The sequence below is a fragment of the Rhodothermus marinus genome (assembly GCF_009936275.1).
GTDB lineage: Bacteria > Bacteroidota > Rhodothermia > Rhodothermales > Rhodothermaceae > Rhodothermus > Rhodothermus marinus_A.
On record NZ_AP019797.1, the window covers coordinates 203,286 to 223,571 of the forward strand.

A 20,286-nucleotide genomic window follows, 5' to 3' on the forward strand; every position below is an offset into this window, starting at 1 on the left:
TTCCGGACAATCTACCCCTGGAGCATTTCGCCATGCGTTGTTATGGATTACTGCTGCTGAGCATGCTTTTTGTGATCGGATGCGCCACGCAGCCTCCACCAGCACAGCCGCCGATCGTCGTGGAGGGCGAAGTGGTCTCGCGGGGCCAGGCGCCGTTTGCCGCCCTGGTGCTGGAGACCGCCGCGCACAACTACTATCTGCTGGTCTTTGAAAACGAGGCCGATCGGCAGGCGGTGGCCGCCGAAGCGCCGGTCCGGCTCCGGGTCGAGGGCACGCCGTACCTGGATCGCTGGCAGGGGATACCCTATACGCACCTCCGGGTGCATCGGTGGGAGCGGCTACGCTGAGGGCGGGCGGCGTCGGAGCAGCGTGCGCAGCTCGGCGGGGGTGACCACGCGGAGCACGGGCAGGGCGGCCGCCCATCCGACGAGCAGGAGCAGCTCGAAAAGGGGCCGCTGCAGCGCCGGCCACGTATGCCAGACGCCGAAGAGGAGCGCGCTCCAGGCGCCCAGCGCCAGCACCTGACCCCATCGGTAGGGTACCGCGTAGTGCAGGCGGGTCAGTCCCCAGAGCGCAAGTGCCATGGTGGCATAGGCCAGCGTGGTGGCCCAGGCGGCTCCCAGCATGCCCAGCCGGGGCACCAGCAGCGCGTTGAACAGCAGCGCCACGGCCGCTCCGGCCAGCGTGGCCGGAATGAACAGCGCTGTGCGGTGTCGGAGGTAGGCGCCCACCGAGAACACGTAGTACCAGCCCTGAAACACATAGCCCAGCAGCGCCACCGGCACGATGAACAGCCCCGTCCAGTAGCGCGGGTTGATCAGCGCGTAGCCGCCGGGCAGGGGCAGGCGGACGATCTCGTCGGCAAAAAACGAGACGCTCAGCAGCACCAGCAGGCTGACGGCCGTCAGCAGCGAGAAGACGCGGGCGAAGAGCTGAGGGGCGTCCGGATCGCGGGCGTGCTGCAGGAAGAACGGTTGCCAGGCAAACCGGAACATCTGCACCACCAGCATCAGAAAGATGGCCAGCTTGAGCACGCCGTTGTAGACGCCCACCACGTGGTTGCCGTAGACGGCCTGGGCGGCCTCGGCCATGCGCTGCTGCACCTCGGGCGTCAGTACGCCGCTGGCCCGTTCCAGCACGGCGCGGGCCGCCCGTTCGGCCTCGTGGGCGAGCGCCTCCAGATCGAACCGATCGCCGTAGAGCCGGCGTACCTGCTCCGGCGTCATGCGCTTCAGAAACAGCAGGTTGATGCGATCCGTGATGGCATAGCCCAGCCCGCCGGGCAGAAAGGGCAAGCCGAAGCGCAGGAGTTGGCGCCAGAGTCCGGCATCGAACACCGGGCGCCAGAGCCGCAGAAATTCCGGCGTCAGCAGCAGCAGGGTGGTGGCCGACGCTGCAGCGTTTGCCATGAAGACGCCCGCCACGCCCATGTGCAGCCCCACCAGCAGCAGCACGTTCAGGCCGATGTTGACCGCCACGCCGGCCAGCCGGATCAGCGCGAAGCGCCAGGCGCGGTTGCGCAGCCGCAGCTCGGCAAAGGGTACGACGGCCAGTGTGTCGAGCACCAGAATCGCGGCCATGTAGTAGAGCAGCCATCGGTAGCGGGCCTCCAGATCGATCAGGGCGGCCACGGGCGCAGGGAACAGCACGATCAGCGCAGAGAGCACCAGCGAGGTGCCCAGCAGCGAACCGACGGCCGTGCTGAAGACGCGTCGACGTCCGTCCTCGTCGGCCTCCACGGCAAAGCGCAGGTAGGCCGATTCCATGCCGTACTGGTAGACGATGTTGAAGAACAGGAAAGCCGTATAGACGATAGAGATGACGCCATAGGCGTCGGGTGCAAAGACGTGCGAGTAGAAGGGAAAAAGGAGAAAGTTGAGCAGCCGGGCCAGGATGGACGACAGCCCGTAGATGGCCGTTTCGGAGGCGAGCTGGCGCAGGCGTCCCGCAGGCATGGCAGCTCAGCGATAGGCGCGGCGTCGGCGGATGCGAAACAGCACGCCGTCGAGTACCAGGTGGCTCAGGTAACCCACGACAGCCGCCCCGTAGAAGGGCAGGCCGTAGAGCGGCCGCTCCGGGAAGAACAGGTAGGGTAGCAGGAGCAGCGGCGAGGGGATGAGCAGCATGGCCCACCAGGTGTGCGTCCAGCCCCGGTGCTTGCCCAGTACGGGCAGGATGGCGAACAACCCCAGGTAGGCGGCTTCCTGGAAGTGGCGCGTGGCAATCAGCACCACGTCGACCAGGAAAAAAATCCAGTAGAAAAGCGTCTGGCCCAGCGAATTCGTATCTACGTCGGGCCAGAGCGCAAACATCAGGCAGAGGCCGAACAGGGCCAGCGGGTAGGCCACCAGCTCCAGCAGCGTGAAGCGGGTGTAGGCCGCGTCGATCGAAAACACGTAGAACAATCCGGCCAGGTACACGGCAAAGAAGGCCGTGGCCCCGGCCAGATGTCCGCGATAGTTTGCCACGGTTTAGCGTTTGGGCTTCTGGCGCGCACGTTCTACAAGATACTCAATCGCCAGCCGGTAGCCGATAGCTCCCAGGCCGACGATCTGACCCTCACATACGGCCGCCGTCAGCGAGTGTTGCCGGAAGGGCTCCCGAGCGTGCAGATTCGAAAGATGCACCTCCACCACGGGCACCGAGATGGCCGCCACTGCATCGCGGATGGCCACCGACGTGTGCGTGTAGCCGCCCGGGTTGAAGACGACGCCGTCGAAGTGCTCGGCTTCGGCCCGGTGGAGTTGATCGATCAGCTCGCCTTCGTGGTTGCTCTGCACGAACTCGAGCGTGACGTCTGGAAACGCTTCCCGGAGCATTTTTTCTAATTGCTGCAGCGTGATGCGTCCGTAAATGGCCGGCTCGCGCTTGCCCAGCAGGTTCAGATTGGGACCGTTCAATACGAGAATTTTCATGGCAGATGATTCGGTTGGTGTTCAGAGGCTGCAGGTTCGCCGTGAAATTACAAAACGGCGCACACTGCACTGTTAAGAAGTGGTGAGGCGGCAGGTGAACTGCAGGCCATCGTAGGCCAGGTTGATGCTTTCAGGCAGGCGGGCGTCCACTTCGGCGTGCAGCACCTCGTGGGTCATGTGGATGAAATAGGTCTGGCGGGCGCCGATGCGTCGGGCCACCCGGATGGCTTCGTCGATGGAAAAGTGCGTGGGATGGGGCCGCTCGCGCAGCGCGTCGAGCACGAGCACATCCAGATCCCGAAGGCGTTCGTAGCTGGTTTCCGGAATGCGGCTGGCGTCGGTCAGGTAGGCAAAGCGGCCGATGCGGTAGCCGTACATGGGAAGCTGGCCGTGCAGCACCTCGATGGGCTCCACGCGCACGCGGCTGCCGTCGCCGTAGCGGCTGGTGACCTCGAAGGGGCCTTCGACGGCGTGCAGGCGCAGCCGGGGCACGCCGGGATAGGTGCCGTCGGCGAAAATGTAGGCGTACATCCGGTAGAGCACGCGGGCCGTGTTGGGCGGGGCATAGCAGGGGATGGGACGGTCGTTCTCGAAGAAGAACGGCCGCAGGTCGTCGATGCCGGCCACGTGGTCGAAGTGGTGATGCGTGTAGAGCACAGCGTCCAGACGCCGGATGCCCTCGCGCAGCGCCTGCTGGCGGAAGTCCGGGCCGGTGTCGATCAGGATGCTCAGGCCGTTGGCCTCGATGTAGCAGGCGCAGCGCGTGCGTTTGTCGCGCGGGTCGGAGGAGCGGCAGACGCGACAGGTGCACCCGATGACCGGCACGCCGGTGGACGTGCCGGTGCCCAGCAGCGTCACCCGCAGGGTGTCAGTCGAGCGCGACATCCAGCACGGCGTCCGTGGAAGGCGAGGAGCGATCCCAGGCTTCTTCGAGCGCGCGGCGGACGGCCGGCTTCAGGTAGAGCGTGTCGAGCGGCCGCGTGCGCAGCGCCTCGGCCAGCAGGGCCAGATGCACTTCGGGCGGGTGCTGCCGGTTGAGCACGACCAGCTCGTCCCCCTGCTTGACGCAGTAGCCACCCCGGAACGGTCCGGACTCTACGCGCACCTCCAGGCCGAGCTGGCGGGCGACGGCGATCAGTTCGTCCACCAGTCGGCGTGTGGCAGCGTGCCTGCTGTCCCGGCTGCGGGCCATCGCTTTCAGGCAGGTATTTTTTCCGGGTGCTGTCCGTTCTGGAAGATCGTGAACCGTTCGGTCAGGTCCTCGCCGGTCGCAGGATCCTCGAAGCGGAAGCTCAGCGGCGGCTGGTTCGGGTCGGATTCCAGCCGGACGCGTACCAGGTGCTTGAGCAACCAGCGCGTCGGGTAGGTCGGCACGCGTCGCGTCAGGTAGGCGGCCGTGAACGGATGCACCCGCAGCGTGACGTTCCGGCGTCCGCCCGCGTGTCGGTAGGCCTGCAGCCAGCGCTCCATGGCTTCCAGCAATGCCTCCGGGGTGGGCTGAGATGGAGCCGGCGGCAGAATTTTCTCGCGGGCGAGCCGCTCGGCCATCTTGTCGAACGTGGTGGTCAGGCTGGGCCGCAGCCGCTGGCGCGTGATCTGGACCAGGCCGAAGTCGCTCATGGGCAGAATCTTGGTCACGGCCCGGTCTTTCCTGAATTCCTTCTTGAGCTCGTCGTAGACCTTCTTTTTGTTTTTCTCGTCTTTCAGATCGATGAAGTCGATCACGATGATGCCGCCCAGGTCGCGCACGCGCACCTGCTGGGCGATGACGCGGGCTGCCTCCAGGTTCACGCGCAGCGAGTTTTCCTCCTGGCTCAGGCCGCGTCCGGCCCGTCCCGAGTTCACGTCGATGACGTGCATGGCCTCGGTGTGCTCGATGTAGAGGTAGCCGCCCGAGGGCAGGTCGACGCGGCTTTCGAAGGCCTGGGCCACCTGCTCGGCAATGCCCGTGGCCTTGAAAATGTGTTCTTTGCCCCGGTAGAGCTGCACCACCTCCACCTTGTGCGGGGCCACCGCCTGCACATAGCTCCGGATGTTGCGATGCAGGCGGGGATTGTCCACCAGGATGCGCGTGCAGTCCTCCGAGAACAGGTCCCGGATGACCGACGAGACCATGTTCACGTCCTCATGGAGCAGGACGGGCGGTCTGGGGTGCTCGGCCAGCTTCTTTTCGATGCGCTCCCACTTCTCCAGGAGCAGGCGCAGGTCGGTGTCGAGCGCCTTGGCGGTCTGGCCTTCGGCCACCGTGCGCACGATCACACCGAAGCCTTCAGGGAGCAGGCTCCGGGCCAGTGCCCGCAGCCGCCGCCGCTCCTTGTAGGAGGTGATCTTCTTGGAGACGGCCACGTAGTTGGCAAATGGCACCAGCACCAGAAAACGCCCGGCCAGCGAGATGTCGGTCGAGACCCGGCTCCCTTTGGACGAAATGGGCTCTTTGATGATCTTGACAAGCAGCGGCTGGTCGCGTTTCAGCAGCGTCTCGGGCGAAACGTCGGTGTGCGGTGCCGCCTCGGCCTCGGTGGTCGTCGTTTCGGCCGAAGTCTTCCGCTGCAGCCGGCGCTGCGCCGAGCGTCGTCGCCCGCGCAGTCGGGCGTCCAGCCGCCGTCGCCGCGAGGATTCGGCTGCTTCCGTTGTTTCGTCTTCGTCGGACGCTTCGGACTTATCGGCGCGGTGCGGCCGTGGGTGTCGGCGTCGAGCCAGGCTCTGGTGATGCTGTTCGATTTCGGCCGCCAGTTTGCGAACGCTCGGTTGCGGATCGGCCAGAAACTTCAATTGCAGGGGCAGGCTCGGTGCAATGTCCGAAAAGTGCAGGAAGGCGTCCTGCTGCTGACCGATGTCCACAAAGGCGGCCTGAATGCTGGGCATGACGCGGCAGACCCGGGCCAGGTAAATGTTGCCGATGGTGCGTTCGTGCTCGGGATCCTCGATGTAGAACTCGGCCAGGGTCCCGTCCTCGACGATGGCAATGCGCGTCTGATCCTTCTCGGCGTTGATGATGATCTCCTTGGCCATACAACTCCTCTTTCCATGGGCCCCGAACCGGGTGCGGTCGGAAACGAGCGCGCAGAGAGGCGGAACCGCCGGCAGGCAGCGACGGCGAGAATGGCGGCTGAAGGAAGCTCGGCTGGGAAACTCGCGGTTTCCAGATCGCCCGCCGGTTCGAGGCGGTTATTGCGGTTGGCGGATACAGGATAAAGCAGGGGTGCTGCACCGCCAGAAGGTGCAGCAATGGCGAAAACACTATGCGCAGCAGACGTAAAACCATGCGGTGGCTGGCAACCCCACAAAAAACAAGGCGGCAGGTGGCCGCGCTTTCGGACCGGCAGAGCGGCTGGCAAAAGCGGGGCCTTTGCCGATAGCATCCGGGAAAAGTCCTGATCCCGGTAAGGAAATAAATCGCCCGTGTGGATAAAATGATCCCCTCGCCTCGGGAAAGGCTTTAACGTAAATTCGCAAGGAGCGAAGCAATGGCCTGATTATTTTCCTTCTGGTTTCTTAAAATTAGATGGAAGTCCCGCGAAGCGGTACCGGATTGAAACGCAAACCTTTAAGGTGATCATGGCGGTTGAAACCGTTGAACCGGAGGTCCGGCGCGTTCGGCGTCTGCAGCGCTACCGCATCCGCACGGGCATGCTGGCCTGGCTGCTGCATCGCCTGACGGGTATCGGACTGGTCGTCTATCTCATTCTGCACGTGTGGGGGTTACGGGCGCTTACCGATCGGGAAGCGTTCAACGAACTGATTGCCACCTACCACGCACCGATTTTTAAGATTGGTGAGTTTCTGCTGCTGGCAGCCGTGGCCTATCACGCGCTGAACGGCCTGCGGATCGTGCTGATCGATTTCCTGGGCTGGCATCCGCATTCCAAGAAGTTGTTCTGGACGCTGGCCGTCGTCTGTCTGTTGATCATCGGCGTGGGCGGCTATCCGTCGCTCTATGCCGTGATCACGTACCTGACGGGTTCCTGACACCAAAACGCAGCGGGGATCATGGCTATCCAGTACGGCAAGACGTCCCGATCCTATGCGACGAACTGGTTCCTGCACCGGATTACCGGGACGTTTCTGGTGTTTCTGCTGATCACGCATTTCTGGGTGCAGCACTACGATGCGCAGACGGCCAGCGTGGCGGCCCAGGTGCTCTCGAGCGAACAGATCGAGGCCGGCGCGCTGCCCGACTATCCGGAGGCGGCCAAAGAGGCGGTGCGGGCCCGCTATGGCCCCGACGCCGAGGTCACACCCTACGACGTGGTGATGCTCCGGCTGGCCGATCCGGTCTATGCCGTGCTCTGGAAGGGATTCAACATCCTGTTTCTGATTTTTGCGCTGCATCACGGGTTCTACGGGCTCAACAACATCCTGACCGACTACATCCGCAATCCGATCGGGCGCGTGCTGGCCCAGACGCTCTCCTGGACGCTGGCGCTGGTGCTGCTCATTGTGGGGCTGTACTCCATCATCGTAGCCGGTTGGGGTTATACGCCCGCATCGTGAATGCCAACGGGGTTCTGACTGCTAACCGAAGACGGCCATGATTTTCTCACATGACGTCGTCATCGTAGGAGCCGGTGGTTCGGGCTTGATGGCGGCGCTTTATGCCAAAGAGGGAGGGGCGGACGTCGCGGTGATCTCGAAGCTGCACCCGCTGCGCTCGCATACCGGGGCCGCGCAGGGAGGCATCGGCGCGGCGCTGGGCAACGAAGAGGAAGACCACTGGCTCTGGCACGCCTTCGATACGGTCAAGGGGAGCGACTACCTGGGCGACCAGGATGCCATCGAGATCATGTGCCAGGACGCCCCCCGGACCATCATCGAGCTGGAGCACTACGGCGTGCCCTTCAGCCGCAACAAGGAGGGGAAGATCGCGCAGCGGCGCTTCGGCGGCCATACGCGCAACTTCGGCGAGGCGCCGGTGCGGCGTACCTGCCACGCCGCCGACCGGACCGGTCACGCCATCCTGCATACGCTCTACGACCAGTGCGTCAAAAACCAGGTTCGCTTCTACGACGAGTTTCAGGCGCTGGACCTGATCATGACGCCCGACGGGGTCTGCTGCGGGGTGGTGGCCTACGAGCTGCTCACCGGCGAGATTCACATCTTCCATGCGAAGATGGTCTGCCTGGCCACGGGCGGCTACGGGCGCGTCTATAAGACGACCTCGAACGCCCACGCCAGCACGGGCGACGGCATGGCCATCGTGCTCCGCAGCGGCCTGCCGCTTGAAGACATGGAGTTCGTGCAGTTCCATCCCACGGGCCTGTACCGGCTGGGCATTCTGGTGACCGAAGGGGCTCGCGGCGAAGGCGGCATTCTGCTCAACGATAAGGGCGAGCGCTTCATGGAGCGCTACGCGCCCACCGTGAAGGATCTGGCCCCGCGCGACCTGGTTTCGCGGGCCATCTACCGGGAGATCCGCGAGGGCCGTGGCATCAACGGCAAGGACTACGTCTATCTGGATCTGCGGCACGTCGGGCGCGAAGTGATCGAGACGAAGCTCCCCGAGATCGCCACGTTCAGCCGCACCTATCTGGGGATCGATCCGGTGAAAGAGCCGATCCCGGTGGCGCCCACCTGCCACTATGCAATGGGCGGCATCCCCACCAGCTACGACGGGCAGGTGGAGCGGGCCGGTCGCGGCAGCATCGTGCCCGGCCTTTACGCCGTGGGCGAATGCGCCTGCGTGTCGGTGCACGGTGCCAACCGGCTGGGCTCCAACTCGCTCGTCGATCTGGTCGTCTTCGGACGCCGGGCCGGCATCCACATGGCCGAGACGCTGCGCAAGGAAGGGCGCAAAAAAGAACCGCTGCCGGAAAATCCGGACCGACGCGTCCGCGAAATGCTGGAGGACATTCTGAGCCGGACGCAGGGCGAGCCGGTAGCGGTCGTGCGCGCGGACCTGCAGCAGACCATGATGGACAACGTCTCCGTTTTCCGCACCGAGGAGACGCTGAACACGGCGCTGGAGGATCTCAAACAGATCCGGGAGCGGGCCCAGCGCGTGGTGATCCGCGACAAGAGCAAGCGCTTCAACACGGAGCTGATGGATGCTGTCGAGTTGGGCTTTCTGGTCGATCTGGCCGAAGTGATCACGCGCTCGGCCCTGAACCGAACCGAAAGCCGCGGCGCCCACTCGCGTGAGGATTACCCGAAGCGCGACGACGAGAACTGGCTCAAGCATACGCTCATTTACCGCGAAGGGGAAGGCGAGTACCGATTCGACTACAAACCGGTGACGATCACCCGATTCCAGCCGCAGGAACGGAAGTACTGAGCACCCTGCCCGTTTCGTTCAGGGTTGCCCAACTGACGAGACTGTAACCATGAAAGTCAAGGTCAAAATCAAGCGGTTCAATCCGGAGACCGACGCCGAGCCGCACTGGGAGACCTACGAGGTCGATGCGGATCCGATGGACAGCGCGCTGTCGCTGCTGCTGCACATCAAGTGGCATATTGACGGCTCGCTTACCTTCCGCAAGAGCTGTGGTCACGGCGTCTGCGGCTCGGACGCCATGAAGATCAACGGCGAAAACCGCCTGGCCTGCTCAGTGCTGGTCAAGGATCTGGTGAAGGGCGAGGGCGACACGATCACGTTCGAGCCGCTGCCCACGGCGCCGGTGGTCAAGGACCTGGTCATCGATCAGAGCCGCTTCTTCGAGAAGTACCGGGCCGTCAAGCCCTGGCTGATCACGCGTACGCCACCACCCGAACGGGAGCGGCTGCAGAGTCCGGAAGAATTTGCGCTGATCGATGACGCCACCAAGTGCATCATGTGCGGGGCCTGCACGCATGCCTGCCCCAGCACGTGGGCCGATCCGGACTACCTGGGGCCGGCCGCCCTGCTTAAAGCCTATCGCTACACGTTCGACTCGCGCGACGAAGGGGCCGAGGAGCGGCTGCCGGTGGTCGATTCGCGCGAGGGACTCTGGAAATGCTACACAATTTTCAACTGCAACGAGGCCTGCCCCAAGGAGATCGACATTTCCCGCTGGCTCTCGGCGCTGAAGCGGCGGGCCGTGATGGAGGTGGCGGCGCGGTAATCACCGGGGCTGGCCCCGGTGGCAAAGCCAGTCGCCGGACGGAATCGGCCGCGCCCGCGACAGGTCGCCGTTGTACAGGTAGATCCAGGCCGAAAGCGCCCGGCCATCGGGGAGCAGTACGGTGTCCATTACGCGCCGGTATTCGCCGGCTTCCGGGCGCTGTGGATCGCACCCTTCGTAAGCGTCCAGATACGTGAAGATGCGGGAGGCTTCGTCGCGTCGGATCGCATACAGCTCGCCGTGCACGAAATGATCGGGATCCGGCACGACGCCGGGGTAAGCGCCGAGATCATACAGCCGTCCCCGGTAGCGGGCCGGTCCCAGCAGGTGCACCGCGTGGTGCAGCGTGGCCGGAAGAAATCGTCGGATCTGCCCGCGCAGCGTGCCGTAGACGAAAAGCAGCGTGACCGGCGTACAGCGTGGCGGGTACCACATGCGGCTCATGTTGCCGCTGCATCCGTTTCTTCCAGGTGCAGTCGGGCAAAGTTGAACGGCGGCGAAGGCCCTTCGAGGTGCAGTCGGATACCCAGCGCCTGATAGGCCCGCTGCAGGGAAGCCACTCGGTTTCGGAAAGCGTCGGTCTGGCCAGTGGCGACCAGGTAGGCTGTGCGAAGCACCGGACGTTGGCGGACGTCGAGCTGGTGGATTTCGCTGCGGTCGGCCAGTGCCGAGAGCGTCTGGTGGCAGTGTTCGGCCGCCATCTGAAGCAGTCGGTCGGCTTCGGCTTCGAGCGAAGGATCGTCGGGCCGCGTGCCGTGCACCAGCGCGATCGCTTCCTTCAGGCGGGCACGGTCGGCACCAAGCCGGAGCGTCCATTCCTGGCGGCCGTGCAGCAGTGCCAGCGTGGCGCAGAAATCCTCGTAATTGGCTTCGAGCAGGGCTTCTACGTGCGCTTTTTCCGGACAGATCGTGCCGAAGCGCAGCGGCAGCAGCGGTCCCTCCAGCTGGAGGGCGGCCAGCAACCGATGATGCGCACGGAGCTGTTCGCGCACCCATTCCGTGTCCTGCAGCCGCCGCCGGAGGACGTCCAGCCCATATTCGTGCGCCGGGACGCGGCGCACCAGCGCCTGCAGGTTGCGGAACGGAATGGCCTCCAGCGGTTCCGGCCCTTGCACCGAAAGGCCCGCCCAGGTGACGCCGTAGACGTAGTAAACCTGTTCTTCCGGCGCCGGGATGGGCTCCAGATGCCGGCCAATCTGCTGCAGGATGGCCTCCAGCCACCACTGCTTGAGCAACGCTCGCGCCTGCGCCAGCGCTTCCTGTCGCGAAGCCTCGGTCAACTGGAGGATTTCCTCTTCGGGAAAGTGCCAGCGCAGCGCCGGTTTTTCAGGATTCATCCGCATAGTCCGATGCTCCCGGGCCTGATCCGCCGGCACGCTTCAGCCATTCTTCGTTGGCGCTGAGCTGCTGGCGTAGGTTTTCGATCTCGCGCAGGATCTTGCGGGCCCCGTCGATTTCGGCGCCGTTCTGCTCGGCTGCTTCTACAGTGGCCGGCTCAGGACTGGGCCGGGATGTTTTTTTTTCCGGCGCAGGAGGCGTTTCCGGGCGACTGACCAGCGTCACCCGGGGTGTTTCAAAAGGGGAGCGCTGCGCCGGTTCGGGCTGCCGGGGTGAGGAGGTCGGTGCGGCGGCGGAGGAAGCCGGTTGGGCTGCTGCGGACCGGGTCTGCAGGCGAGCCGACTGCTCCAGAATGGCCTCCAGCATCTGCTCCTTGATGATGGCGCGCGCTTCGGCCAGGGCCTCGGCCTTCGCCTCCTCGATCAGTTGCTGAATCTCTTCGCTCGAAAGCTCCAGAAACCTGGCCCGGAACTGTTCGATCAGCCTGCGAATCTGTTCGTCGTGCATGGTGCACTCTCCGGATGGATGGGAGATTCGGTCCGTAGTTTTACCTACAAGCGCCGTGCCTGCATAGACGAACGATAGCCCGAAACATGGGTTTCGGCCTGCAAGGGAAAAGCTTTCCGATCTGCGGGGCAAAGAAAGCCTTTCATGAGAAAATTTTCAGGCGCTGGCCCGGATAAATCCGGCTGGAACGCAGCCCGTTCCACCGTTTGAGGTCGCGCACCGAGACGCCGAAGCGCTGGGCGATCTCGCTGAGCGTGTCGCCGGGACGCACATGATAGATGGTGTAACCCTGTGTGGCGCCAGCTTCCGGATAGATGGTCAGGCGCTGGCCAATCCGAATGGTATTGCTGGAGAGGTTGTTCCAGCGTTTCAGGTCCTGCACCGAGACACCAAAGCGCTGGGCGATCTCGCTGAGCGTGTCGCCCCGGCGTACTGTGTACACCACGCGCTCGGGCGTTACCGGTTCGGAGAGATAGAGGACTAACTCCTGGCCGACGCGGATGGTGTTGCCGGAGAGGTTATTCCAGCGTTTGATGTCGGCCACCGAGACTCCGTACTTCTGAGCAATTTCGCTGAGGGCGTCACCCCGACGCACGGTGTATACGACACGGGTAGGAGCTTCGGGCGTTCGGGCTTCGTCGACGGTTGATTCTGCATCAGACGGGGGTTCATTTCGCTCCGAGGACGTTTCCAGTGCGGTCGGTTGTGCCGTGGTAGCGGGCGCCCTCGTCTGGATGGGTTGCGTCGTGTAGAGCGGGCGGACGGCCCGGCTGCCGTACTGCACGCTGACGGGCTTGGCCTCGGCCAGTTGCAGGGCGTTTGTGCTTTCGTAGTGGGGGACCGGCACAATCAGGCGCTGGCCCGGACGAATCACCGTGCTGCGCAGCCCGTTGGCCCGCATCAGGGCCGAGACGCTCACGCCGAAGCGCCGGGCAATGATGCTGAGCGCGTCGCCCCGACGCACCGTGTAGGTCGTGACCGGCCGCTTACGATCTTCCGGCAATCGGGCGTAGGCCTCCGCGAAGCGTGCGTAACTACCCAGCGGCAGGCGGATGAAGTAGGGGCCCCGGCTGGGCGGTAGCGTGTTCTGGCGCAGTTCGGGGTTCAGCGCGCGCAACGTGGCCACGTCGGTACCGGCCAGGTGCGCGATCTCTTCCAGCGAGAGCATGCCCTGTACGGGCACGTAGTCGTATTCGTAGCGCGGGCCCGGCTCGACTGTCAGGTTCAGTGCGGTGGGATTGGAGGCTACCAGCGCTGTCGCAATGAACATGGGCACGTAGTTGCGGGTCTCGCGCGGCAGGTACGGGTAGATGTCCCAGAAGGTGAGCTGGTCTGTGCCGTGGCGCACCGCAGCCTGATTAAGTGCCCGTTGGACCCGGCCGGCTCCGGCATTGTAAGCGGCCAGCGCCAGATGCCAGTCGCCGAACATGGCGTACAGGTCCTTCAGGTGACGGGCGGCCGCCCGCGTGGATTTTTCCGGATCCCGTCGCTCATCCACCCAGGGCGTAATATTCAGGTTGTACAGGCGGGCCGTTCCGGCCATGAACTGCCACATGCCCACGGCGCCGGCCCGGCTCCGAGCATAGGGGTTGAGCCCGCTTTCGATCATGGCCAGGTACTTCAGTTCGTCCGGCACGCCCTCTTCCTCGAAGATCTGCTCGATCATCGGGAAGTAGGTTTCGGCCCGGCTGAGCCAGCGCAGCAGGTGCTTTTCCGGCTCGCGCAGCAGATAATCCATGCTGGCTTTGACGAGCCGGTTCATGGTGAGCGGGACCGAGCTGGCAGGGACCGTGAGGTTCGGGGTGAAAACGTCTTCCAGCAGCGGCTCGCGTACAGTCTCCATGGCCGCGAACATGGCCTCGCGGAAGGCGAAGATGTCGCCGTAGCTCAGCGTCAGCGTGTCCGGCGGCGTGCCGTAGAGCTGCTCGTATTCGACAAGAAGCGAGCGGTACAGTTCACGAAACCGGACGTCCGCCTCGATGCCGGGCTGACGACTCAGTGCGGCCAGGGCTTCCAGCGCTTCATCCAGGAGTTGGGCGGCCTGATCCAGATCGCCGTCCGCTTCCGCTTTGAGAATACGTGCCTGTTGATCGTACAGGCGGGCCAGGTATTCGAGAAGCTCCGCTTCACTCAGACTGTCGGCTGGTGGAAGCAATCCCGCCAGCCCGGCGCCGAGCAGCCGTACCCGGCGGGCAAAGGGAATTTCTTCGGAAGGATACGCCTGAAGTCGTTCCAGCGGAAGTGGCGGAGCGATTCGCCTCGTATCCTGCGCATGTCCTGTTCCGACCAGACTCCACGCAAGTAGCAACAGGAATAGCCCTCGTAACACAGCCGCCCTCATTTTTGACCGTTCACGTATCACTTCAACACGTTGCCCAACAATACACACCGGCCGCGTTTATTGCAAGGGGGACGCCTGATTTTTACGGTATCGGCGTTCGACGGCGTCGGTAAAGGCGACGGCCGGTTCGCTGTAGATATTCACCTGATAGCGGCGGAAGACCTCGCGGGCGATGAGCTGCGAGGCCTCGGCCCAGGTGGGCGTGTCGCGCAACAGGCGCAGCACGCGGAGGTAAGCGGAACGGTCGCCATCGAACAGGTGCGTGATGAACAGCTCCCGGTTGCGCAGCCCCGTCTCGCCCAGCACTTCGCGCTCCAGCTCCGCCGTGGGCGGCGCCGGCATCTGCTCGGCCGGGGGTTGCTGGTAGAACTGCATCCAGCGAGGCAGGGCGGCGGCTTCGTTGGCGGATCGGGCCTCGCCTGCGCCGGCCTGCTGCAGCTGGAATCGGCGCCAGAGTGGCAGAGCTTCCGCTTCTTCTTCGGCGACAGGGGCGGTACCCGGAGCCGATGGCTCCTTGCCGGCAAGTAGCCGCTCAAGCGCCTCGGCCGTGAGCAAGGCGGTGCCTTCGGCCTGAAGGCGCTGCACCAGATCCGGTCGCTGTTTTTCCGTGAAGAAGGCGATCAGCAGCGAGGCAGGTAGCACGACGGGACGTTCCGGCAGCAGGGTCGCCAGTTCGTAGAGCGGGCGCAGCAGGCGCACCCACGCTTCGGCGTCGAAGTCGGCCGTCAGCTCGCGGTCGACGCGCACGAGCAGGCTCTCGAAGCGGTCGCGCTCCAGGCGGGTTACCTGCTTTTCCTCGACGTAGAGGGCGACGGCCTCCCGGAAGTAGGCATAAGGCTGAAACCAGTGCATGCGGCGCAGCGCTTCGGCGGCCGGGACCGAATCGGCCTCGTCAAAAATATGGGCCGTGAGCGTACGGATGGGCTGGATCAGATAGCCGGTCAGCGCCTGAAGGCTTTCGCCGAGCAATTCGGGCCAGACCGAAGCGGGGATGCGCACGTGTGAGCGAAGCCGGTTGCGAAGTTGCTGAAAGGCTTCCTGGACGTCCGGCGCCTCGGTTTCGAACCAGGTGTCGTCGAGCACCGGCAGCATGGTTTCGGCCCGGGCGATCGCCTGATGCTGGAGGTGGTGCACCAGTGCGTCGGGCAGGCCCAGCCGGCGAAGCTCCTGGATCGAATAGGCACGGGTGGGCGGCAATGTCGCCTGAAGCTGGCGGTACAGCAGCCGGACAAATTCGGTCATGGCGCTATGGGCCCGATTCGTGGACGGGTTCGCGCCTTATAAAGTCGCCTACAGACTGAGTTCCAGCGACAGGTCGAGTGCCTGTACGGAGTGGGTCAGGGCGCCGCAGGAGATGGCTTCGACGCCGGTGGCGGCGATCGCCTCGGCCGTTTCGAGCGTGATGTTACCGGAAGCCTCCGTGTGGAAGCGGCTGCCGATGCGCCGGACGGCCTCTCGGAGGGGCTCGACGTCGAGCGTGCCGTCGGGTAGGCGCCGGGCGAAGTTGTCCAGCAGGATCCAGTCGACGCCGCCCGTAGCGAGAATGGCATCGACGTCTTCCAGCGATTGCGCTTCGATCTCGATGGGAATGTCGAGCCGGTGCTGCTCCCGATAGCGTCGGGCGGCTTCGATGGCTTCGCGGATGCCGCCGGCCGCCACGATGTGGTTGTCTTTGATCAGGATCATGTCGTAGAGGCCCAGGCGGTGGTTGGTGCCGCCGCCCAGGCGCACGGCCCATTTGTCCAGCAGCCGGAGTCCCGGAGCGGTTTTGCGGGTATCGAGCACTTTGGTGCCGTAAGGCCGTACGCGTTCCACCAGGCGGCGGGTGGCCGTGGCGATGCCGCTCATGCGCTGCAGCAGATTCAGCGCCAGGCGCTCGGCCATGAGCAAGCTGTGGGCGCGGCCTTCCACCGTGCCGAAAATGGTACCGGCCGTCACGCGCGAGCCGTCGGCCTGGTGCCAGCGGACGTGCACGTCGGGATCGACGAGCTGAAAGACGCGCGTGGCCACCTGGAGTCCGGCCACGACGCCGTTTGCTTTCGCCAGAAAAAGCCCGCGGGCCTTGCGCTCGGGTGGCACGGTGGCCTCGGTGGTGACGTCGCCCGGACCGATGTCTTCGGCCAGCCACTGCCGGATCAGACGGTCCAGCGTGGCTTCGTCCACGTAGGGCGGCCAGGTGGTCGAGGTGGTCGGCTCGGCAGCCATAGGCTCAGCGCTGACCGTCGGGCGAAAGCGAGGGTTCCAGAGCTTTCTGCAGCACGTCCAGCAGCGCCTGCGGGGCCCGGACGGGACGGTTGCGGGCGCGATCGACAAAGCAGAGCGTCACGTGTCCGGTCGCCAGCAGCTCCTGCGTTTCGTGGCGGCGCACTTCGTAGTCGAGGTGCAGCCGGGCGCGGGGCAGCTCACGGATCATGGTGATCACGTCCAGCAGCTCGTCGTAGTAGGCCGGTCGGTGAAAGCGCAGGCTCAGGTCCACCACGGGCATGATGATGCCGGAGGCCTCGAGTTCGCGGTAGGGCAGACCCAGATCGCGCAGCGCTTCGGTGCGGGCCGCTTCCAGATAGTCCACGTAGTGGGCGTGGTAGACCATGCCCATCGGATCGCATTCCCGATAGCGCACCCGGTGCTGATAGACGTGTCGAATCATGAGGCTCCGGTTTCGGTCGAGGGCGTGGCTTCGGGCTCTTCGCGGTAGACGCCCATCCGGGCGAATTTTTCGATACGGGCGTCGATCAGCACGCGCGGCTCGAGGCCTTCCAGTTCCTGCAGCGCTCGGGCGATGGCGGCACCGACGGCCTGGAAGGTCGCTTCGGGATCGCGATGGGCCCCGCCGATGGGTTCGGGGATGATCTCGTCGATGACGCCCAGCTTGAGCAGGTCGGCCGCGGTGAGCTTCAGCGCACGGGCTGCCTCTTCTTTGTAATCCCAGGAACGCCAGAGGATCTGGGAGCAGCTTTCGGGGGCGATGACCGAGTACCAGGCGTTTTCCAGCATCAGGATGCGGTCGCCCACGCCGATGCCCAGCGCACCACCCGAGGCCCCTTCGCCGATCACCACCACCACGATGGGCACAGGCAGGCGCGCCATTTCGAACAAGTTGCGGGCAATCGCTTCGGCCTGTCCGTGTTCTTCGGCTTCGATGCCCGGATAGGCGCCCGGCGTGTCGAGCATCGTCACGACGGGCTTGCCGAACTTGGCCGCCAGCTTCATCAGCCGGAGCGCCTTGCGATAGCCTTCGGGGTTGGGCATCCCGAAGCGGCGGTATTTCCGGCTTTTCGTGTCGCGCCCTTTCTGATGGCCCACGAACAGCACGGTGCGGTCGCGGTAGCCGAAGCGGCTGCCCTGAAATGTGGCAAAGCCGCCCACGATGGCCGGATCGTCCCCGGCACAGCGGTCGCCGTGCAGCTCGACGAAGCCCTCCGAGAGCGCCCCGATGTAATCGAGCGTGTAGGGGCGGTCGGGATGGCGGGCGATCTGCACCCGTTGCCAGCGCGTCAGGTTGCGGTAGACCGACTCCCGCAGGGCCGCCACCCGGGCTTCAAGGGCCGATATTTCGGCAGAAAGGTCCACCTCGGGATTTTCGGCCATCAGGGCGCGCATCTCGTCGAGCTTCTCCTCAAGCTCGGCGATAGGCTTTTCAAAATCAAGCAGGTATTGCGAGGATTTTCGAGCCATAAGTCTGGTCAGGTTGTCTGCAGCAGCCGACGGAGGGCCTGCAGGAGCAGGCGCAGCTCCAGCCAGGCGGTTCGCTGTTGTATATAATAAGCATAAAGCTGGCGAATATCTTCCGGCGTGCGTGGCGGGGTGGGGCGGGCTTCGCTGACGGCAAACAGGCCGGGCCGGATGCCCCAGCTTTCGGGCAGCAGCGCGCATTCGTCCGGGTGGCAGCCGACGAGCGCGCGGCGCCCACGCAGCACATCGGGCAGGCCGTCGAGGCGCCGGACCAGTTGCCGCAGGCCGGGTCGGGCGCTCAGGCGGGCCATTCCCTTCAGCAACGGCCGCAGAGCCAGCCCCACCAGTGCCAGCCCGCACTCCAACGCGCGGCCCAGGGGGAGGCTCCGCAGCGTGGGCAGGGCGGCCTCGGCGTCGACGAGCGAGGGCGGCTCAAGCGTTTCGATGTGCGCTTTGCCGATCACATGGGGGCGGCCTTCGGGCAGGATCTTGAATTGCACGGGCAGGTCGCGCAGTTGCTGGATGAACTGCAGCACGGTGGTGTGCGACAGGCCCGCCGTGGCGAAGATCACGGCATCCACCTGGCGCAGTCGCACCAGGTCGCGCAGGTGGTGCAGCGCGCCCAGTCGTGGAGGTGTGTCCCGATCCGTACCGTCCGGCTCCGGCGATACATATCCGATGAGCTGAAAAGAAGGCCAGGGAGCGGCCTCAAGTAGCCGGTGCAGGCGTCGGGCTTCGTCGGCGGGGCCCACCAGCAGCGCCCGCTGCAGCCGGGCGGCATGGCGGCGACGCCATGCCAGTCGCCAGCCCATTAGCGCGGCCAGCGCGAACGGTGCGCTCAGCAGCACTACCATCCGGGAGAATGCGATGTCGGGCACCAGAAACGACAGCGTACCCATGAAGAGCAGGGCGATCAGCGTGCCGTAGAAGACCGGACGCAATTGCCATATGCGGCCGCGCCGGTAGCCACCCATCAGTGCAATGCCGGCCACCGTGCTCAGCGCATAGGCCGGCACCACGCTGAGCAGAAAGAGCGCGGCCAGAGGGCGTCCGGCCGCCAGCGAGCGCAGCCATCCGCCCAGCGTGACGATCAGGGCGGTCAGCAGGCCGTCGATCACCGGCGGAGCCAGCCGGCGCGCGCCCCGGTGCAGTGCCGAAAGCCCGGCCCGCAGGGCAATGCCGAGCCGCAGCAGAGCCAGAAAGGTCGGCGAGTACCGATCGCGGAAATGCTTTTCGACGAACCGCAGCATCGCTCCGTAGAACAGGCGCACGTAGCGCAGTTCGCCTTTTTTGGTGCTTTCGCCCTTGTAGTGGATGATCTGCGTGCGGGGCGTATAGACGATCTTCCAGCCGGCCTGCTGAATGCGGTAGCACCAGTCCAGGTCTTCACCATACATGAAAAAGTCTTCGTCGAGCAGGCCCGCGCCGCCGTCCGGTTGCAGCCCGTCGGGCAGCAGGTGCGCGGTGGGGCCGAGGCCTTCCCGGCAGAGGCGCTCGTAGGCCGTGCGAGAAAAGTAGAGGGCGGCGTGCCGGACGAACATGCAGGAGCCGCTGAGCGCGTCGACTTCGGTTTCGACCTCGGGCGACAGGTAGGTCAGGTTGTAGCGGCCAAAGCGGCGGCTGTGTGGAAACAGGCGGCTGAGCCCCACCATGCGGTAGAAGGCGACGGCCGGTGTAGGGAAGGCCCGGCGGCTTTCCGGCGCGAACGAGCCGTCCGGGTTGAGAATCTTGCAGCCGGCCGCGCCTACCTCGGGATGCGCGTCCAGAAAGTCCACCATCACGCGCAGCGTGTCTTCCTGCACGATGGTGTCGGGATTGAGCAGCAGCAGGTAGCGGCCGCGAGCCCGGCGGATCGCCTGATTGTTGGCGCGGCTGAACCCGACGTTTTCGGTATTGGCGATGAGGTGTACCTCGGGGAAATGCGCACGCACCATCTCAACGGAGCCGTCCACCGAGTTGTTGTCCACCACGAAGACTTCCAGTTTCAGGTCGTCCGCGGCCCGGAAGACCGAGCGCAGCGCCTGTTCGAGCAGGTCGCGCACGTTGTAGTTGACGATGATGACCGACAGGTCGCAGGGCGCCGGTGTGGCCGGGTTGGCAGGAGCGGATATGGACGACGCGCACGACATCGATTCGGGGCGGCAGATCGCTACGGCACGGCCGGGTTCAAAGATAACACGAAAGCCTCAGGCCTTCGGCCCAAGGGTTTGCAAAAAAGAAAACGGCGGCATACTTTCTGTCCGGACCCGCCGATCGGCGAGATGTGGGCGGATTGCGGAAGCTCTGTCAACGATTCCCGAAAATCCTGCAAGGAATCTTCGGGGTGGTTGATTTTTTCGTGCTAAGTCCTGTAGTGTTAGGGCTGTTTTTGCAAAGAAATGCTTTTTATCCGAATTTCGCAGGAAAGGGCTCCCGCATTTTGCGGGAAACTGTAGATTCCTTCCTTATCCGAGAGTGTAGCCTGAGGCCTGGAACG

At 64.7% G+C, this 20,286-nt stretch carries 20 protein-coding genes; 5 read left to right on the top strand and 15 right to left on the bottom strand.

Annotated features, from left to right (window positions below; all coding sequences use genetic code 11):
• Window positions 1–32: 32 nt before the first annotated feature.
• Window positions 33–347 carry a hypothetical protein gene (locus tag GYH26_RS00980; RefSeq protein WP_012842719.1) on the top strand — a complete coding sequence of 105 codons (315 nt, stop codon included), beginning with the start codon at window positions 33–35 and terminating at the stop codon, window positions 345–347.
• Here the strand turns inward: GYH26_RS00980 and GYH26_RS00985 are convergent.
• From GYH26_RS00985 to GYH26_RS01010, 6 genes are all read right to left on the bottom strand, one after another.
• Window positions 339–1,955 carry a lipopolysaccharide biosynthesis protein gene (locus GYH26_RS00985; RefSeq protein ID WP_161540111.1) on the bottom strand — a complete coding sequence of 539 codons (1,617 nt, stop codon included), beginning with the start codon at window positions 1,953–1,955 and terminating at the stop codon, window positions 339–341. The two genes, GYH26_RS00980 and GYH26_RS00985, sit on opposite strands and share 9 nt — an antisense overlap.
• A 6-nt stretch (window positions 1,956–1,961) precedes the next feature.
• Entirely contained in the window at window positions 1,962–2,468 is a 507-nt protein-coding gene (locus GYH26_RS00990; RefSeq protein ID WP_161540112.1) for a metal-dependent hydrolase, read from the bottom strand.
• 3 nt (window positions 2,469–2,471) lie between these two features.
• Window positions 2,472–2,915 carry a type II 3-dehydroquinate dehydratase gene (gene aroQ, locus GYH26_RS00995; protein WP_161540113.1) on the bottom strand — a complete coding sequence of 148 codons (444 nt, stop codon included), beginning with the start codon at window positions 2,913–2,915 and terminating at the stop codon, window positions 2,472–2,474.
• A 72-nt stretch (window positions 2,916–2,987) separates the two neighbouring features.
• Window positions 2,988–3,779 carry an MBL fold metallo-hydrolase gene (locus tag GYH26_RS01000; RefSeq protein ID WP_272487315.1) on the bottom strand — a complete coding sequence of 264 codons (792 nt, stop codon included), beginning with the start codon at window positions 3,777–3,779 and terminating at the stop codon, window positions 2,988–2,990.
• A 4-nt stretch (window positions 3,780–3,783) separates the two neighbouring features.
• Entirely contained in the window at window positions 3,784–4,107 is a 324-nt protein-coding gene (locus tag GYH26_RS01005) for a hypothetical protein (RefSeq protein ID WP_054683027.1), read from the bottom strand.
• 5 nt (window positions 4,108–4,112) lie between these two features.
• Window positions 4,113–5,927, bottom strand: coding sequence for an Rne/Rng family ribonuclease (locus GYH26_RS01010; protein ID WP_161540115.1), 1,815 nt, complete (start codon window positions 5,925–5,927; stop codon window positions 4,113–4,115).
• 546 nt (window positions 5,928–6,473) lie between these two features.
• Here GYH26_RS01010 and sdhC point away from each other — a divergent pair.
• The 4 genes from sdhC to GYH26_RS01030 are packed head-to-tail and all read left to right on the top strand — an operon-like array spanning window position 6,474 to window position 9,952.
• Entirely contained in the window at window positions 6,474–6,884 is a 411-nt protein-coding gene (gene sdhC, locus GYH26_RS01015) for a succinate dehydrogenase, cytochrome b556 subunit (protein ID WP_161540116.1), read from the top strand.
• A gap of 21 nt (window positions 6,885–6,905) precedes the next feature.
• Complete coding sequence (locus GYH26_RS01020; RefSeq protein WP_161540117.1) at window positions 6,906–7,409, top strand: succinate dehydrogenase hydrophobic membrane anchor subunit; 504 nt, start codon at window positions 6,906–6,908, stop codon at window positions 7,407–7,409.
• Between the two features lie 37 nt (window positions 7,410–7,446).
• Entirely contained in the window at window positions 7,447–9,186 is a 1,740-nt protein-coding gene (gene sdhA, locus GYH26_RS01025) for a succinate dehydrogenase flavoprotein subunit (protein WP_012842728.1), read from the top strand.
• A 49-nt stretch (window positions 9,187–9,235) separates the two neighbouring features.
• Window positions 9,236–9,952, top strand: a complete 717-nt coding sequence (locus tag GYH26_RS01030; RefSeq protein ID WP_161540118.1) for a succinate dehydrogenase iron-sulfur subunit — start codon at window positions 9,236–9,238, stop codon at window positions 9,950–9,952.
• Here GYH26_RS01030 and GYH26_RS01035 read toward each other — a convergent pair whose 3' ends face one another.
• The 9 genes from GYH26_RS01035 to GYH26_RS01075 all read right to left on the bottom strand — a co-directional run bounded on the left by GYH26_RS01035 (window position 9,953) and on the right by GYH26_RS01075 (window position 19,939).
• A complete protein-coding gene (locus GYH26_RS01035) occupies window positions 9,953–10,396 on the bottom strand; it encodes a gamma-glutamylcyclotransferase family protein (RefSeq protein ID WP_161540119.1) in 444 nt (147 codons plus the stop codon). It abuts the gene before it with no gap.
• On the bottom strand, window positions 10,393–11,289 hold the full coding sequence (locus GYH26_RS01040) for a GvpL/GvpF family gas vesicle protein (RefSeq protein WP_242006516.1): 897 nt from the start codon (window positions 11,287–11,289) through the stop codon (window positions 10,393–10,395). Before GYH26_RS01040 ends, GYH26_RS01035 begins: the two co-directional genes overlap by 4 nt.
• Entirely contained in the window at window positions 11,279–11,797 is a 519-nt protein-coding gene (locus GYH26_RS01045) for a translation initiation factor IF-2 (protein ID WP_161540121.1), read from the bottom strand. The genes GYH26_RS01040 and GYH26_RS01045 overlap by 11 nt, the downstream gene beginning before the upstream one ends.
• Before the next feature lie 142 nt (window positions 11,798–11,939).
• Complete coding sequence (locus GYH26_RS01050) at window positions 11,940–14,126, bottom strand: LysM peptidoglycan-binding domain-containing protein (RefSeq protein WP_242006519.1); 2,187 nt, start codon at window positions 14,124–14,126, stop codon at window positions 11,940–11,942.
• Window positions 14,127–14,195: 69 nt separating this feature from the next.
• Window positions 14,196–15,380 (bottom strand): hypothetical protein, encoded by a 1,185-nt coding sequence (locus GYH26_RS01055; protein ID WP_161540123.1) that lies wholly within the window; start codon window positions 15,378–15,380, stop codon window positions 14,196–14,198.
• A gap of 48 nt (window positions 15,381–15,428) precedes the next feature.
• Window positions 15,429–16,343: a carboxylating nicotinate-nucleotide diphosphorylase gene (gene nadC, locus GYH26_RS01060; protein WP_161540124.1), complete on the bottom strand. Its 915-nt coding sequence runs from the start codon at window positions 16,341–16,343 to the stop codon at window positions 15,429–15,431.
• 4 nt (window positions 16,344–16,347) lie between these two features.
• Complete coding sequence (locus GYH26_RS01065; RefSeq protein ID WP_161540125.1) at window positions 16,348–16,785, bottom strand: acyl-CoA thioesterase; 438 nt, start codon at window positions 16,783–16,785, stop codon at window positions 16,348–16,350.
• Window positions 16,782–17,813 carry an acetyl-CoA carboxylase carboxyltransferase subunit alpha gene (locus GYH26_RS01070; RefSeq protein WP_161540126.1) on the bottom strand — a complete coding sequence of 344 codons (1,032 nt, stop codon included), beginning with the start codon at window positions 17,811–17,813 and terminating at the stop codon, window positions 16,782–16,784. The genes GYH26_RS01065 and GYH26_RS01070 overlap by 4 nt, the downstream gene beginning before the upstream one ends.
• Window positions 17,814–17,821: 8 nt before the next feature.
• Window positions 17,822–19,939, bottom strand: a complete 2,118-nt coding sequence (locus GYH26_RS01075; RefSeq protein ID WP_161540127.1) for a glycosyltransferase — start codon at window positions 19,937–19,939, stop codon at window positions 17,822–17,824.
• Window positions 19,940–20,286 lie beyond the last annotated feature (347 nt).